Origin of the sequence: Mycolicibacterium hodleri (assembly GCF_025822245.1) — a bacterium.
In the GTDB taxonomy this organism is placed as follows: Bacteria; Actinomycetota; Actinomycetes; order Mycobacteriales; family Mycobacteriaceae; genus Mycobacterium; species Mycobacterium hodleri.
The window spans coordinates 495,018-509,563 of record NZ_JACKTL010000033.1; the positions used below are offsets into that span (position 1 = coordinate 495,018).

General features: G+C 68.7%; 16 protein-coding genes. 7 read left to right on the plus strand and 9 right to left on the minus strand.

The window, feature by feature from the left end; genetic code table 11:
• Positions 1 to 41 precede the first annotated feature (41 nt).
• Both H7J06_RS14850 and H7J06_RS14855 read right to left on the minus strand, forming a co-directional pair.
• Complete coding sequence (locus tag H7J06_RS14850; RefSeq protein WP_264039661.1) at positions 42 to 866, minus strand: ATP-binding cassette domain-containing protein; 825 nt, start codon at positions 864 to 866, stop codon at positions 42 to 44.
• On the minus strand, positions 863 to 1,315 hold the full coding sequence (locus H7J06_RS14855) for a MarR family winged helix-turn-helix transcriptional regulator (RefSeq protein ID WP_264039662.1): 453 nt from the start codon (positions 1,313 to 1,315) through the stop codon (positions 863 to 865). The genes H7J06_RS14850 and H7J06_RS14855 overlap by 4 nt, the downstream gene beginning before the upstream one ends.
• A gap of 79 nt (positions 1,316 to 1,394) precedes the next feature.
• Here H7J06_RS14855 and H7J06_RS14860 point away from each other — a divergent pair, with 79 nt between their 5' ends.
• Positions 1,395 to 1,754: a hypothetical protein gene (locus H7J06_RS14860; protein WP_264039663.1), complete on the plus strand. Its 360-nt coding sequence runs from the start codon at positions 1,395 to 1,397 to the stop codon at positions 1,752 to 1,754.
• A 58-nt stretch (positions 1,755 to 1,812) separates the two neighbouring features.
• Here H7J06_RS14860 and glgX read toward each other — a convergent pair whose 3' ends face one another.
• The 7 genes from glgX to H7J06_RS14895 form a co-directional block, all read right to left on the minus strand.
• Positions 1,813 to 3,951 (minus strand): glycogen debranching protein GlgX, encoded by a 2,139-nt coding sequence (glgX, locus tag H7J06_RS14865; RefSeq protein WP_264039776.1) that lies wholly within the window; start codon positions 3,949 to 3,951, stop codon positions 1,813 to 1,815.
• 284 nt (positions 3,952 to 4,235) lie between these two features.
• Positions 4,236 to 4,787 (minus strand): isochorismatase family protein, encoded by a 552-nt coding sequence (locus H7J06_RS14870; RefSeq protein ID WP_264039664.1) that lies wholly within the window; start codon positions 4,785 to 4,787, stop codon positions 4,236 to 4,238.
• 17 nt (positions 4,788 to 4,804) lie between these two features.
• The gene (locus H7J06_RS14875) at positions 4,805 to 6,091 is read right to left on the minus strand and encodes a hypothetical protein (protein WP_264039666.1); all 1,287 of its coding nucleotides are present in this window, start codon (positions 6,089 to 6,091) and stop codon (positions 4,805 to 4,807) included.
• A complete protein-coding gene (locus H7J06_RS14880) occupies positions 6,088 to 6,513 on the minus strand; it encodes a hypothetical protein (RefSeq protein ID WP_264039667.1) in 426 nt (141 codons plus the stop codon). The genes H7J06_RS14875 and H7J06_RS14880 overlap by 4 nt, the downstream gene beginning before the upstream one ends.
• Positions 6,510 to 6,707: a hypothetical protein gene (locus H7J06_RS14885; RefSeq protein WP_264039668.1), complete on the minus strand. Its 198-nt coding sequence runs from the start codon at positions 6,705 to 6,707 to the stop codon at positions 6,510 to 6,512. Before H7J06_RS14885 ends, H7J06_RS14880 begins: the two co-directional genes overlap by 4 nt.
• On the minus strand, positions 6,704 to 8,530 hold the full coding sequence (locus tag H7J06_RS14890) for a hypothetical protein (protein ID WP_372515309.1): 1,827 nt from the start codon (positions 8,528 to 8,530) through the stop codon (positions 6,704 to 6,706). Before H7J06_RS14890 ends, H7J06_RS14885 begins: the two co-directional genes overlap by 4 nt.
• 103 nt (positions 8,531 to 8,633) lie before the next feature.
• Entirely contained in the window at positions 8,634 to 10,019 is a 1,386-nt protein-coding gene (locus H7J06_RS14895) for an acyl-CoA dehydrogenase family protein (protein WP_264039670.1), read from the minus strand.
• Between the two features lie 85 nt (positions 10,020 to 10,104).
• Between H7J06_RS14895 and H7J06_RS14900 the strand changes: the two genes are divergently transcribed.
• From H7J06_RS14900 to mmpH, 6 genes are all read left to right on the plus strand, one after another.
• Entirely contained in the window at positions 10,105 to 10,620 is a 516-nt protein-coding gene (locus H7J06_RS14900) for a hypothetical protein (protein WP_264039671.1), read from the plus strand.
• A 7-nt stretch (positions 10,621 to 10,627) separates the two neighbouring features.
• Positions 10,628 to 10,945, plus strand: a complete 318-nt coding sequence (locus tag H7J06_RS14905) for a hypothetical protein (RefSeq protein WP_264039672.1) — start codon at positions 10,628 to 10,630, stop codon at positions 10,943 to 10,945.
• Positions 10,946 to 10,954: 9 nt separating this feature from the next.
• Positions 10,955 to 11,410 carry a PPOX class F420-dependent oxidoreductase gene (locus H7J06_RS14910; protein WP_264039674.1) on the plus strand — a complete coding sequence of 152 codons (456 nt, stop codon included), beginning with the start codon at positions 10,955 to 10,957 and terminating at the stop codon, positions 11,408 to 11,410.
• Between the two features lie 114 nt (positions 11,411 to 11,524).
• Positions 11,525 to 12,760: an MMP alpha-(1->4)-mannosyltransferase gene (gene manT, locus H7J06_RS14915; protein ID WP_264039675.1), complete on the plus strand. Its 1,236-nt coding sequence runs from the start codon at positions 11,525 to 11,527 to the stop codon at positions 12,758 to 12,760.
• Complete coding sequence (locus H7J06_RS14920) at positions 12,754 to 13,470, plus strand: class I SAM-dependent methyltransferase (protein WP_264039676.1); 717 nt, start codon at positions 12,754 to 12,756, stop codon at positions 13,468 to 13,470. Before manT ends, H7J06_RS14920 begins: the two co-directional genes overlap by 7 nt.
• 3 nt (positions 13,471 to 13,473) lie before the next feature.
• A complete protein-coding gene (mmpH, locus tag H7J06_RS14925; protein WP_264039677.1) occupies positions 13,474 to 14,544 on the plus strand; it encodes an MMP endo-(1,4)-3-O-methyl-alpha-D-mannosidase in 1,071 nt (356 codons plus the stop codon).
• Positions 14,545 to 14,546 lie beyond the last annotated feature (2 nt).

The window sequence follows — 14,546 nt, forward strand, 5'->3', positions numbered from 1 at the left end:
GTCCGCCCGCCCGTCGCACGCCGCGCGGCGCCCTGATCAGCTCAACTGGCACGGCGCGCAGCCCTTCTGCTGGAGCGGATTTCGTTCAAGCCGCGCTTGGCGGCATCCTCGGTCAAGTCGGATCCGGCGTAGTGACGGAACACGTCTTCGAGCGTCGGGTCGGGGGACGCGTCGGAGCTCAGCGCGGACTTGAGGTCGTGTGGCGACCCGACGGCCTGCAGCACGCCGTGGTGCATGAGCGCGACGCGGTCGCACAGCGCGTCGGCCTCCTCCATGTAGTGGGTGGTCAGCAGCACCGTCATGCCGTACTCCTCCTGCATGTCGGCCACCTGCGACCAAACGCCGTCGCGCGCAATGGGATCCAGTCCGACCGTCGGCTCGTCGAGGATCAGCAGCGACGGCCGGTTCACCAGTGCCTGGGCGAGTTCCAGTCGGCGCACCATGCCCCCGGAGTACGTGCCGGCGAGATTCTCGGCGACGTCCAGCAGCTGCATGGCCGCCAGCGCCTCGTCGACGCGGGCTCGGCGCTGTCTGCGGGGGACGTCGTAGAGCCGGGCGAACAGGTCGACGTTCTGTCGACCTGTCAGGGCGGATTCGATCGAGAGTTGTTGCGGCACATAGCCGAGGTTGTGTCGGATGTCCATGGTGTCGCGGCGGGCGTCGAGCCCGAAGATGCGTACCTCACCCTGCTGGACGGGGGTGAGCGTGGTGAGCACCCGCACCACCGATGTCTTGCCGGCGCCGTTGGGGCCCAGCAGGCCCAGCGTCTCGCCGGCGTGGACCTCGAGGGTCACGTCGTCGACCGCGGTGAAGTCGCCGTAGCGGTGGGTCAGATTTCGGCACTCGACGGCCGGTGTGGTGGTCATGCTTCCTCCTCGTGCAGCAGACGGGTGACCTCGGCCAGTACCGCCAGGCCGTCCTGAAGACGGTCGCGCTGACCGGCGTCCAAGCGCGCCAGCACGGCGCCGAGGGCGGCCCGCCGGCCGGCGCGGGATTCGTCGGCGACCCGTTGGGCCGACTCGGTGAGGCGCAGGCGGCCGACGCGCCTGTCGTCGGGGTCGACGGTGCGCACGAGCAATCCGTCGGCGCAGAGCCGCGAGACCAGGGTGGACGCGGTGTTGGGGGCGAGCCCGAGCTCGGTGGCGGCGTGCCGCACGGAGATGTCGGGCTGGCGACCGACCAGCCGGAGTAATTCGGCCTGCGACTCGGGGAGTCCGGATCCGATCCGCGGTCCCCCGCCGGAGCGGCGGACCTGGCGACGAAAGCGGCCCGCGGTCGAGAGCAGTTCGGCCGCGAGGTCGGTGCTGGTGCGCATCCCGCCACAATACCTCTGTCGCAGAGGTAACTACCGACGGGAGGGTTTACCCGCATCGGACGTCGGGAAGAATGGCGGCATGTCCACATCCGATTTCGACGACTTCCCGCTGTCGCAGTCCGAAGAACTCGACTCCGACGAGATCCGCAACGACGACGGCGACGAGGTCGCCGATCCACCCGAGCGGTGGATCGAGGCCAAGGACGACGAGACCCTCGACGAGCGGTTGTCCGACGAGGTGCCCGACGTGACGGCCGAACTCGACGACGAGGACGACGACGACGCGACGGACGCCCACGACTCCGACGCCGGCGGCGGGCTCGAGCTGGTCGCCGACGACGAACTCGACCGGCTCGACACGCAGCGGCACGGCAGCGAGCAGGGTCAGATCGACGGCACGCCCGAGGACGGCACCTCCTTCTTCGACATCGTCGAGTAGGGGGCGAGTAGCCGCGTCCCCCGATGGCCCGCGTCACGGCGGGCCATCGGGGATGCGTCTAGTCCGAGTCCTCGGAGCGTTCCTCCGCGGCTTGCAGCACCATCACCGAGCGGGCCTCCACGCTCACCGAGGCGGCCGCCGACACCGGCCTCGACCCCTCCATGACGGCGCCCTCGACCGTGTAGATCACCGGCTGCCACGCGGTGCCGAATTCGCTTGGCGGAAGGGTGAAGTCGATGGGCTCGTGGTGGGCGTTGAAGCACATCACGAACGAATCGTCGGTCACCCGCTGGCCACGCGGATCGAGGTCGGGAATGCCCTGCCCGTTCAGGTAGACGGTGATGGACTTGCCGAAGCCGGAATCCCAGTCCTCGTCACTCATCTCCGACCCGTCGGGTGCGAACCACGAGATGTCCGGCAGGCGCTCGGACCCGCGCACGCGGACCGGACGCCCGTCGAAGAACCGCCGCCTGCGGAAGATCGGATGCGCCGCCCGAAGTGCGGCCACCGACTGGGTGAACTCGATCAAGCTCTGATCGGCCGTGCTCCAGTCGATCCAGGTGATCTCGTTGTCCTGGCAGTACCCGTTGTTGTTGCCGCCCTGTGTGCGGCCCAACTCGTCGCCGTGACAGATCATCGGAACGCCCTGGGACAGGATGTTCGTCGTCAGGAAGTTGCGCACCTGTTGGGCCCGCAACGCGAGGATCTCCGGGTCGTCGGTCTCACCCTCGACGCCGCAGTTCCAGGAACTGTTGTTGCTCTCGCCGTCGTTGTTGCCCTCGCCGTTGGCCTCGTTGTGCTTTTCGTTGTAGGACACCAGGTCCCGCAGCGTGAACCCGTCGTGGGCGGTGACGAAGTTGATCGACGCGACCGGCCGGCGGGCGGTGTGCTCGTAGAGGTCGGCAGACCCGGTGAGCCGCGACGCGAACTCGCCGAGGCTGGCGTCCTCCCCGCGCCAGAAGTCGCGGACGGTGTCGCGGTACTTGCCGTTCCACTCGGTCCACTGCGGAGGGAAGTTGCCCACCTGGTAACCGCCGGGGCCGACGTCCCATGGCTCGGCGATGAGCTTCACCTGGCTGACCGTCGGGTCCTGCTGGACGAGTTCGAAGAACGTCGAGAGCTTGTCGACGTCGTAGAACTCGCGGGCCAGCGTGGAGGCGAGGTCGAAACGGAAGCCGTCGACGTGCATCTCGGTCACCCAGTACCGCAGCGAGTCCATGATCAGCTGCAGGGCGTGCGGATGCCCGGCGTTGAGGCTGTTGCCGGTGCCGGTGTAATCCATGTAGTAGCGCTTGTCGTCGTCGACGAGCCGGTAGTACGCCGCGTTGTCGATGCCACGCATCGACAGGGTGGGCCCCATGTGGTTGCCCTCGGCGGTGTGGTTGTAGACCACGTCGAGGATGACCTCGATGTTCGCCTCGTGCAGGGCGCGCACCATGGCCTTGAACTCCTGGACCTGACCGCCGGGCGTCGCGCTGGCGCCGTACTTGGAATCCGGTGCGAAGAAGCCGATGGTGTTGTAGCCCCAGTAGTTGCTCAAGCCCTTGTCGATGAGGGTGGAGTCGTTGGCGAAGTGATGCACCGGCATCAGCTCGATCGCCGTGATCCCCAGCTCCTTGAGGTGGTCGATGATCGCCGGGTGGGCGATCGCGGCGTACGTGCCGCGGCTGCGCTCCGGGATGTCGGGATGCGTCTCGGTCAGGCCCTTGACGTGGGCCTCGTAGATGATCGAGTCGGCGTACTCGTGCTGCGGCGGCCGGTCGGTGCCCCAGTCGAAGAATGGGTTGATCACGACGGACTTGGGCATGCTGGCCGCCGAGTCGTCGTCGTTGCGGCTGTCGGGGTCGCCGAAGTCGTAGGAGAACAGCGACTGATCCCACTGGAAGGTGCCGTCGATGGCCTTCGCGTACGGGTCGAGCAGCAGCTTGTTCGGGTTGCAGCGCTGCCCGGACGGCGGATCGTACGGGCCGTGCACGCGGTAGCCGTAGCGCTGGCCTGGCTCGACGTCGGGCACGAAGCCGTGCCAGATGTAGCCGTCGACCTCGGGCAGCTTCAGCCGGGTCTCGACGCCGTCGGCGTCGAACAAGCACAGCTCGACGAACTCCGCGGCCTCGCTGAAGACGGCGAAGTTGCTGCCGGAGCCGTCGTAGCTGGCGCCCAGGGGATAGGCCTTTCCTGGCCACATCTCCCACTGCATCTGGTCCTTGGAAGGGGAGTCGGGCTGGGACGCCGGAATGACGGCGGGCGTCGCGGTGTCCTTGGAACTGGTGGCGGGCGAGCTGGGTGAGGCCAAAGTGCACACTCCGTGTCGGGTGAAGATTGAACAAGGCGACGATACGGTGCGATCGGCCGCGGGAGCATGGCGGGCGAGACGCACGGATGTGAGGTATGCCGGTTGGCTACCGGGGGATGATCTGCCCGTTTACCGGGGTGGGCAAACCGACGGTGGGCGCCCGTGTGGTCACGGTCACCCGGGATCGGTCACGCGATGACGACGCCGGCGGACCGCAGCGACTCGACGGCCGCCGCGGTCGTCGTCGGCGACACCCCCGCGGTGAGGTCGACCAGAACCCGGGTGCTGAACCCGGCCGCGACCGCGTCGGCGGCGGTGGCCTTGACGCAGTAGTCGGTGGCGATCCCGACCACGTCCACGGCGTCGACGTCGTGGTCGCGCAGCCAGTCGGCGAGCGAGGTGCCGTGGTCGCAGTGGAACCCCTCGAAGCCGCTGTACGCCGCCGAGTAGTGACCCTTGTGGAAGACGTCCTCGAACGCCGACGGGTCGAGCCCGTCGTGGAACTCGGCACCGGGCGAGCCCGCGACGCAGTGCGGTGGCCAGGTGTCGCGGAAGTCGGGGTCCTCGGAGAAGTGCGCGCCGGGGTCGACGTGGTAGTCCATCGTGGCGACGACGTGGTCGTAGTCGTGCCCGGCCAGCAGCTCGGTGATCCGCCGCGCCACCTCGGCCCCGCCCTCGACGGCCAGCGAACCGCCCTCGCAGAAGTCCTTCTGTACGTCCACGACGATCAGCGCGCGCATGGCCCCAGTATCCCCGATCAGCCGCCGAACAGCAGGTACAGCCCGGTGAACGTGTAGCCGACCATCACCAGCATCATGGCGAGCTGTCCCGTCACCTGGTGCCGCTTGGGCAGCAGGCGCAAGGCGCGGTCGTGCGCGGCGATCACGCCCGCGACGTGTCCGCCGACCACGAAGGCGACCTTCAGCGTCGCCAGCACCGATGGGTGCGCCGAGAGGAAGTAGTACGGCTGGACGTCGGGGAGTCCGATGAGCCGCAGCACCGTCTGCTGGCCTCGTTCGACGAGGTAGGTCAGATAGTGCGCGAACACGTACCCGATGACGATCGGGATCAGCGAGTGCGCCATCAGCCCGGGCAGTTCGCGTCGGCGCTGGGCGTCCACGCCGCCGGTCGCGCGGGCCGCCAACCAGAACGTGGTCGCCACCACCCCGGCGAAGAGCAGGAGGCCTGCGGTGCGGACGAGGACGGCGACCGCGGGCGTGCTGCCCGACGCGTCGTCGACGAGGTTGCGCCACTGCGGCATCGCCGAGAAGCTGTCGAACGCCGTCGACCCCAGCAGAATGGCCAGCACCGCGACCGTGCCCGGCCGCACCGGCATCGACGGCAGATGGTCGAAGGGGTTGCCGATCGCGATGCGCCCGTCGGCGTTGCGCCGCACCGGTGACAGGCGCGAGGCCACCACGCCGTACACCTCGAACGGGTCGGCGCGCGCGTTCCACCTGGTGCCGAACGCGCACGCACCCGCGAACGTCACCACCACGTAGACCAGCAGCCACACCTTCACCGCCACGAGTGATCCCGGGTCCGGGCTGGCGAGTTCGAGCCACACGAAGGCGAACAGCCCGACGGCGCCCGGCCAGTAGCCCAACCACTCCGGGTACGTCAGCGGCGGGGGGCGGCGCGCCGGCGGCAGCAGGCGGTAGAGGGTGCGCACCGGCGACAGCGCCCGCCACACCGGGCCGATCGTCAGCGACACCGCCACCAACCCGACCCACATCAGCACGTAGAAGACGCCGGGCAGCGCGTTGTCACCGTCCTGCGGGCCGACCACCGCGGCCGCCGTCACCCACGCCGCCAGCAGCAGCCCCACGATCGCCACGGTCCGGCGCGTCGCCGATGCGTCGCCGACCGTCGTCACCCACTGCGGAAGCGGGCGGCCGGGGGTGGCGGCGTCGAATCGCGGCTTCTTCCATGCCAACACCACCACGGCGAAGGTGAAGGTCAGTGCCCACGCCGCGCCGATCAACGCATAGGTGTAGGGGATCGGCAGATCGTTGGAGCCGCCCAGGCCGTGCGCGAGGATCACTGCACGGCGATGGAGGCGATCGTGCGATTCAGCTCGTGCAGTTCGACGTCGACCTTGCCCGGCACGGTGACGGTGAACTGGAACGACTGACCGGACTTCGGCTCGACGGCGAAGGTGTGCTCCGGGTTCGAGTGGACGTGCAGTTGGTCGGCTGCGTCGCTGTCGACCCGCACCACGATGGGGTCGCCCACCTTGGCCTGAAGCTGTTCGTTGGTGGGGGTTACCTTGCCGTCCTTGATGGTCACGTCGACCACCACCTGCTCCGGCGGTGCCTGCTGGTCCGACATCTGCGGGGCGGCACCCGAATTCGAGCTGACGGGCGCGTTGCTCGCGGTGTCACCTGATTCGTTGGATCCGCCACATCCGGCAAGCAAGAGCGCGGTGGTGGCGGCCAGGGCGGCGAGTGTCGTCTGCGTGTTCACGGTGTCCCATCCTGGTCGGCGGTGGCTGAAGGTCCGCTGTGGGTGGCTTCCTCGTCCTCCTCGTCGGCCAGGCGACGGTCTCGCCGCGCCACCCAGATGACCACGGCGACCACCAGGATCGCCGGCGCGAACGCCGGAATGGCAAGCAGCGCAGAGTGATCGGCAAGGATCACCACGTCGGGCGATCGGCTCATGCCTGCGCTGACGGCTCGAACTCGGCCTTGCTCTCGGTCGGCTCGTTCTTGTTGAGTCTGCCTGCGCCCCAAGTGAGTCCGGCGATCATCATCAGGGTGCCGACGAGCACGACCAGGCAGCCGATCAGCCAGAGCGCCTGCGGCGTATCGGGGTTGCGCTCCCGCTGCAGGATGGTGATCTCCGAGACGAACGGCCGCGTCATCTGCGCCTCGGCGGGCACCTCGGGCGCTCCGATGCCGGGATCGCCGTGCAGGTAGATGGGCACCGCGGTCATCGTGCGACCGTCGTGGACGCGCAGCAGCGTCTTCCACTGGCCGGAGACCGGCATCGGCGCGGTCGAGCGGTAGTGCCCCGGGCCGACCTTCTCGAGGTGGTCGACGAAGATGCCCCGCTGGTTGGCGAGACCGCCCTGCCAGCCCAGCACCGACACCCAGTTGGGGTCCTCGCTGATCAGGTCCGGCGGGTTGATCCGGATGTCGGCGGTGGCCATGCGCTGATCGCCGATGCTGGGCGCCTCGGTCATGGTGAAGGAGGCGGTCGCGTTCTGCGGGACGTCGTATCGCAGACCGTTCGCGGTGGCACCTGCGATGGCGATGACCGCCAGCGTGACGACGCCGATGCCGATCGCGCGGCTGGGCAGCTTCTGGTTGGTCAGCACCATGCCGACCATCGCGCCGCACACGCCGACCAGCGCGGCCACCGGCACGGCCATGGCCAGCGCCTCGGGCCACATGCTGGTCGGCCAGGAGTACCGGTAGACGGCGTCGATCCAGAACGACTCCAGCCACAGCCCGACGGTCGCGACGCCGATGCCGGCGACGAGACCGAACAGCATGGGCTTCCTGATCAGCGGGGTCAGCGCGATCACCTCGACCACCACGGCAGCGCCCAGGTAGAGGGCGAACCAGTTGATCGGGGCGCCGAGGACGGGCCCGACGATGAGCGCGACCAGTCCGCGCAGTGCGACCGCCAGGATCGCCGCGACGACGGCCGCCCCACGGCCGAGCATGATCCTGGCGGACACCAGGGCGAAGGCGCCTGCGGCGGCGATGAGCATCGGCTCGAACACCTGACGGAACTGCATGACGCCGAAGTCGAACTCGATCTGGTACACCGACAGGCCGATGACGATGCCGCCGAATGCCAGGTACTGGATGAACTTGATGCCGGGACCGTCCTTCGGCTTGTCCTCTCCGACGGCGCGGCGGCCCTCGTGCTCGAGGAACAGTGCGGTCAACGTGGAGAAGCCGGCGCCGCCGATCAGCATGAGGTGAGTGGGCCCCCAGAGCGTGACGTCCTGGCCGAAGATGCGGTGCCAGACGTCGTCGAGCGGGAACCCGATCAGCGCATACAGGCCACAGCCGGCCATCAGGATGCCGCCGACCGGGGCGTACCAGTGCCGGGTGATGCGGACGGCGGACGGTCCTGGCTTGTCGTAGGGCAGCACGCAGGCCAGGCAGCCGGCCACGAAGAGGATGAACAGCCCGAACAGGATGAAGTAGTGCGCGGGATTCGCCAGGGGGCCGGGGTCACGTCCCTTTCCGATGTGGAGGCTGACGTCCCAGATGAAGCCGAAGAGCGCCGTGATGATGGTCGTGATGAACAACGCGATGGGCAGCGCCACCCACGCCGGCCGGTTGAACTTGCGGCCCGCCCATTCGCCGAGATCGTGCAGCCAGGTGATCTTGCGCATCCGGTGCTGGTAGCCGATCCAGAGCAGCGCGGCGCCGACGACGACGCTGGCCACCGACAGGCCGATGACCTCGTTGAGGGCGGCGCCGCCGCCCTCGGTTCCCTGCGCGAGATACGAGAACGACTGCACTGTCATCTCCCCCTGTCGAGTGGTACGGACGACGGAACCCTACCCATCGGTAATGTTGCCAGACCCGCCGAGGCGATACCAGGGGTACCGCAAACCTCGGTCGTCATTTCTTCCTCGGGGGCTTGAGCACCTTCATCGCGAGGTTCATCACCGGCGCCGGCACGCGGTCGCGCGCTTCCAGGGCCCGGTTCGCCGCCCTGGTCCTGGCCGGGGTGCCGCGGCCGAACCAGGCGTTGAGCGGCCCGCCCGTCGGTTCCAGGTCGACGTGCATCGGGGGCCTGCCGTCGGCGGCGCCCAGCGCGTTGGAGATGACCATCCGCTGGATCTCGCTGGTGCCCTCGAAGATCGTGTACAGCTTGGCATCGCGGTACCACTTCTCGACCGGGTGGTCCTTGATGTAGCCGTATCCGCCCATGGTCTGGATCGCCCGCTCGGTGGTCTTGACCGCGAGTTCGGTGGCGGCGAGCTTGGCCATCGATCCCTCGCCACGTTCGAACGGCACGCCCGTCGCCGCCATCCAGGAGGCCCGCCAGGTCAGCAACCGCGCCGCGTCGAGCTGGGTCGCCAGGTCGGCCAGCGGGAAGGCGATGCCCTGGTTGTCGATGATCGGGGCGCCGAACGCTTCGCGGTCGTTGGCGTAGCGCGTCGCGTATTCGAGTGCGGCCCTGCTGATTCCGAGCGCCTGGGCGGCGACCATCGGCCGGGTCTGCTCGAGCGCGCCGAGCGTGGCGGACCCGGAGTGCTTGCCGCCTTCGACGGCCTCGCGGGCCTTGGCCAGCTTGTGTTCGAGCTTCTCGTGGCCGCCCAGCAGGTTGGCGGCGGGCACGCGGACGCCGGTGAACTTCAGCTCCGCGGTGTGCGACGCGCGGCACCCCAGCTTGTCGAGCTTGCGGACCATCTCCAGGCCCGGCGTGCCGCCGGGCACGATGAACAGCGCCTGCCCCTTGTGCCCGAGGTCGGGGTCGACGTTGGCGTTGACGACGTGGACGTCGGCGATGCCGCCGTTGCCGATCCACATCTTGTGGCCGTCGATGATCCAGTCGTCACCGTCCCGGCGGGCGGTGGTGCGCAGGTTGCGCACGTCGCTGCCGCCCTCGGGTTCGGAGATGGCCAACGCGGCCAGCTTCAGGTCGCCGGGACCGCCGAAGCACTGCGGCGCCCACTCCAGCATCTGCTCCGGCGAGGCGGCCTGCCCGATCGCGGAGAGGGCGAGCGCGGGCATCACGACGGCGAGGCCGATGCCCGCACACCCCCAAAAGATCTCCTCCATGAACATCGGCAGCGACAGGCCGGTGGGGTCGCCGATGAGGTCGCGGTAGAACAGCGGACTGTAGAAGCCCCGTTGCGCGGCCTCCTCGAGCACGGGCCACGGAAACTCCTGGCGGGCGTCGTACTCGGCGGCCACCGGGCGGATCACCTGGTCGGCGAACTCGTGGGCGCGCTTGGCCAGGTCGTGCTGCGCGATGGTGGGGGTGAGATCGAAGCTCATGCGGGCCGCCCTTCGGTATACATGTGTTCACTGATACCCACTCCTGCGGCGCCGGAATCGCGCCGATCGGCCTAGCCTCGACGGGGTGAGGCCTGTCGTTCCGCGCCTCCGTCAGCGCGACGGGGTGACCTGCGGGCCCACCGTCGCCGTCGTGGCGGGAGCGTTGCTGGACCCCGACTACCGCGCCAAACTGGCGGACCCGGCCTGGTCGGACGCCGAGCAGGGCAGGGTGCACGCGGCGGCGAATCGACTCTGGCCGCGGGCGCTGGGAACCACGCCGTGCGGCCTGGCGAAGGTGATCAGCCGTCGCAGCGTCGGGCACCGGGTCCGGTACGGCTGGCGGCTGGCGCGACCCGGGGACGCCCTCGCCGACGTGCGGCGCGCGGTGCGGGCGGGGTGGCCGGTCGCCATGCTGATCGGCACCCTGATTCCGCGGCACTGGGTGCTCCTCGTCGACTGCGACGACGCGGGGTTCGACTGCTACGAGCCGTCCTCGGGCGCGGTGCGGCGGGTGCCGAGGGAGGCCGTCTCCGGTGCGCGGCTTCACCTACTCGGCTTCCCGCGGGCTTTCGCGTTCGTGCTTCCGCGTTCGAACATATGATCGAATCATGGGCGAGCTCCAGTCGATCGGCTACCACGGTCAGCCGGTGCAGCAGGCGTTCCGCCGCGTCGACCCGCCCACGCCCGTCCTGGTCGACCTCGCGGCCGTCTTCCCCCGCGAACCGCACCGGACGGGCGGCTACAACCCCGCCGGTCTGCAGATGCACGCGATCGTCGAGGGCCGGCTCAGCTGCTGGGGGCTGTGCGAGCAGGGTTTTTGGTGGGGCTTGGTCACCTACGACATCGCCTACGGCCCCAGTCGGAAGTCCGTCACCCATTGGATTCCGTCCTGGACGTTGAAGCGCAAGCCGGACCACCGTCCGTAAGCTGCAGGGATGGCTCGCAAGTTCGCTACCGCCGACCGGGTGGACCGCACGGCACTGCTCGACTTCGTGCGGCCCAGACATCACATGGTGCTGACCACGTTCCGGTCGGACGGTTCGTTGCAAAGTTCGCCGGTGACCGGCGGGGTCGACGACGCGGGCCGGATCGTGGTCGCGAGCTACCCCCGGCGGGCCAAGTCGGTGAACGTCCGCCGCGATCCGCGGGCCAGCGTGACGGTGCTCTCCGAGGACTTCAACGGCCCATACGTACAGGTTGACGGGGACGCAGAAGTCATCGATCTGCCCGATGCGGTCGAACCGTTGGTCGAGTACTTCCGCGCGATTGCCGGCGAGCACTCCGACTGGGACGAGTACCGCCAGGCCATGGTCGACCAGGGGAAGTGCCTGATCAGGGTCACGCCGGTGCGGTGGGGGCCGGTGGCCACCGGCGGATTTCCGCCGGCGTGAGTCGGGTGTGCGCGATCGCCGCACATGGCCGCGTTGCGGCAGCTAGCCGGTCAAACTATAGTCTGGACACATGTCCAGAGCGCAGATTCCGACTCTGGCCGCGGTGAACTAGACATGCGGATTGCCCTTCTGTCGTATCGAAGCAAGACGCATTGTGGTGGGCAGGGCGTGTACGTCCGTCATCTGAGTCGCGGTCTCGTAGAACTTGGCCACGAGGTCGAGGTGTTCTCCGGGCAGCCATATCCGGAGGGTCTCGACCCGCGGGTGCGCCTGACCAAGGTGCCGAGCCTCGACCTCTACCGGGAACCCGATCCGTTCCGTGTCCCGCACGTCAGCGAGCTCCACGACCGCATCGACCTGCTCGAACTCTTCACCACGTGGACGGCGGGCTTTCCCGAGCCCAAGACGTTCTGCCTGCGCGTCGCCCGCATCCTCGCCGATCGGCGCGACGAGTTCGACGTGGTCCACGACAACCAGAGCCTGGGCGACGCCCTGCTGAAGGTGGCGAAGCTGGGACTGCCGCTGGTGGCCACGGTGCACCACCCGATCACCCGGGACCGCCTCGTCGACGTCGCCGCCGCGAAGTGGTGGCGCAAGCCGCTGGTCAAGCGGTGGTACGCCTTCGCCGAGATGCAGAAGGAGGTGGCCCGCAACATCCCGGAGCTGCTGACCGTCTCGTCCTCCTCGGCCGTCGACATCGCCGACGACTTCGACGTCGACCCCGCCCAGCTGCACGTGGTGCCGCTCGGGGTCAACACCGAGTTGTTCCGGCCGAGCGAGAACCGGGTGCGCAACCGCATCATCGCGATCGCGAGCGCCGACGTTCCGCTCAAGGGCGTCAGCCATCTGCTGCATGCGGTCTCGCGGCTGCGGGTCGAGCGGGACCTCGACGTTCAACTGGTGTCGAAGCTGGAGCCCAACGGGCCCACCGAGAAGCTGATCGCCGAACTCGGCATCTCCGACATCGTGCACAGCTCCAGCGGTTTGAGCGACAACGAATTGGCGGACCTGCTCGCCTCGGCCGAGGTCGCCTGCATTCCCTCGCTGTACGAAGGCTTTTCGCTACCCGCCGTCGAGGCGATGGCGAGCGGTACGCCGATCGTCGCCAGTCGCGCAGGTGCGCTGCCGGAGGTCGTCGGCGAGGACGGCGTGTGCGCCCGCCTGGTCCGCCCCGGCGACGTCGACGACTTGACCAGAGTGCTTGGTGAATTGCTCGACTCCCCACTGGAGTTGCGCAGGCTCGGCGCCAACGGCCGCACGCGTGCCGTCGACGTCTTTAGTTGGGAATCGGTGGCCGCACAGACGGTCTCGGTGTACGAACGCGCGATGGAACGGGTGAAGACATGTTGACCGTCGACTTCGACAGGTTGGGCGTAGGTGCGGGCAGCAGCCTGATCGACGTGGGATGCGGCGCTGGCCGGCATTCGTTCGAGGCGTTCCGTCGGGGGGCCGACGTCGTCGCCTTCGACCAGGACGTCGCCGAGCTGAACAACGTCGACGCGATCCTTCAGGCGATGCAACAGCAGGGCGAGGCGCCCGCGTCGGCGAAGGCCGAGGCCGTCAAGGGTGACGCGCTGGACCTGCCGTACGACGACGGCACCTTCGACTTCGTGATCGCCTCGGAGATCCTGGAGCACGTCCCGCAGGACGACGCGGCGATCGACGAGTTGGTCCGCGTGCTCAAACCCGGTGGGCGACTTGCCGTTACGGTGCCGCGCTGGCTGCCCGAGAAGGTGTGCTGGGCGCTGTCGGACGAGTATCACGCCAACGAGGGCGGGCACATCCGCATCTACCGGGCCGACGAACTGCAGGGCAAGGTCACCGCCAGGGGCCTGCGGTTCGACCACCGGCATCACGCGCACGCGCTGCACTCGCCGTTCTGGTGGTTGAAGTGCGCCGTCGGCGTGGACAAGCCGGACAATCCCCTCGTCACGACGTATCACAAGATGTTGGTGTGGGACATGATGTCTCGGCCGTGGCTGACCCGCAACGCGGAGTCGCTGCTCAACCCGCTGATCGGTAAGAGCGTCGCTCTATACTTCGAAAAGCCGGCGGCCTGATCCATGCGGCGTCACGAGATTCCTGGGGTGCCAGGCGTTCTGACGCCGGAACAGTGCCGTCAAACGGCGGCGTCCATCGCCGCCACGCAGGAGCCCTCCGGTGCGCTGCCGTGGTTCGTCGGCGGACACACCGATCCGTGGGACCACGTCGAGAACGCGATGGCGTTGACCGTCGCCGGAATGTGGGAGCCCGCGCGGGCGGCCTTCGACTGGTGCCGTGACGTACAGCGCGCCGACGGTTCGATGCCGATCCAGATGCGCAACGGCGTCCTCGAAGACGGCAACAGCGACAGCAACTTCTGCGCCTACGTCGCCACCGGCGTGTGGCACCACGTGCTGGTCACCGGTGACCGCAGCTTTGCCCAGGCCATGTGGCCGGTGGTGCGGGCAGCCGTCGACTTCGTTCTCACGATGCAGCTCGACGGCGGCGAGATCGCTTGGGCGGCAAGCCCGTCGGGCATCCTGCCGGAGGCGTTGCTCACCGGTTGCGCCAGCATCCACCACAGCATCAGGTGCGCGCTGGCGCTGGCGAACTACCTCGGCGAATCGCAGCCCGAGTGGGAGCTGGCCGTCGGCAGCCTGGGACATGCGATCGTCGAGCACCCCGAGGCGTTCAACCTCAAGGACGACCACGCGATGGAGTGGTACTACCCGGTGCTGGGTGGGGCCCTGCGCGGAGACGCCGCACGGGCGCGCATCGACCAGCGGTGGGACCGGTTCGTCGTGGACGGACTCGGCATTCGCTGCGTGGACCACCGGCCGTGGGTGACGGGCGCCGAAACCTGCGAACTCGTGATGGCGCTGGACGCCATCGGCGAATCAGCCAGGGCGCACGAACAATTCGCCGCCATGCACCACCTCCGCGAGGAGGACGGCTCGTACTGGACGGGCCTGGTGTTCACCGACGGCAAGCGCTGGCCGGTCGAGCGCACCACGTGGACCGGCGCCGCCGTGATCCTTGCGGCCGACGCGCTGTCGTCGACGACGGCGGGCAGCGGAATCTTCCGCGGCGCGGACCTTCCCAGCGGTCTGGTGGGCGACTTCGATTGCGCCTGCGCGACGTCCGGTCGCTGACC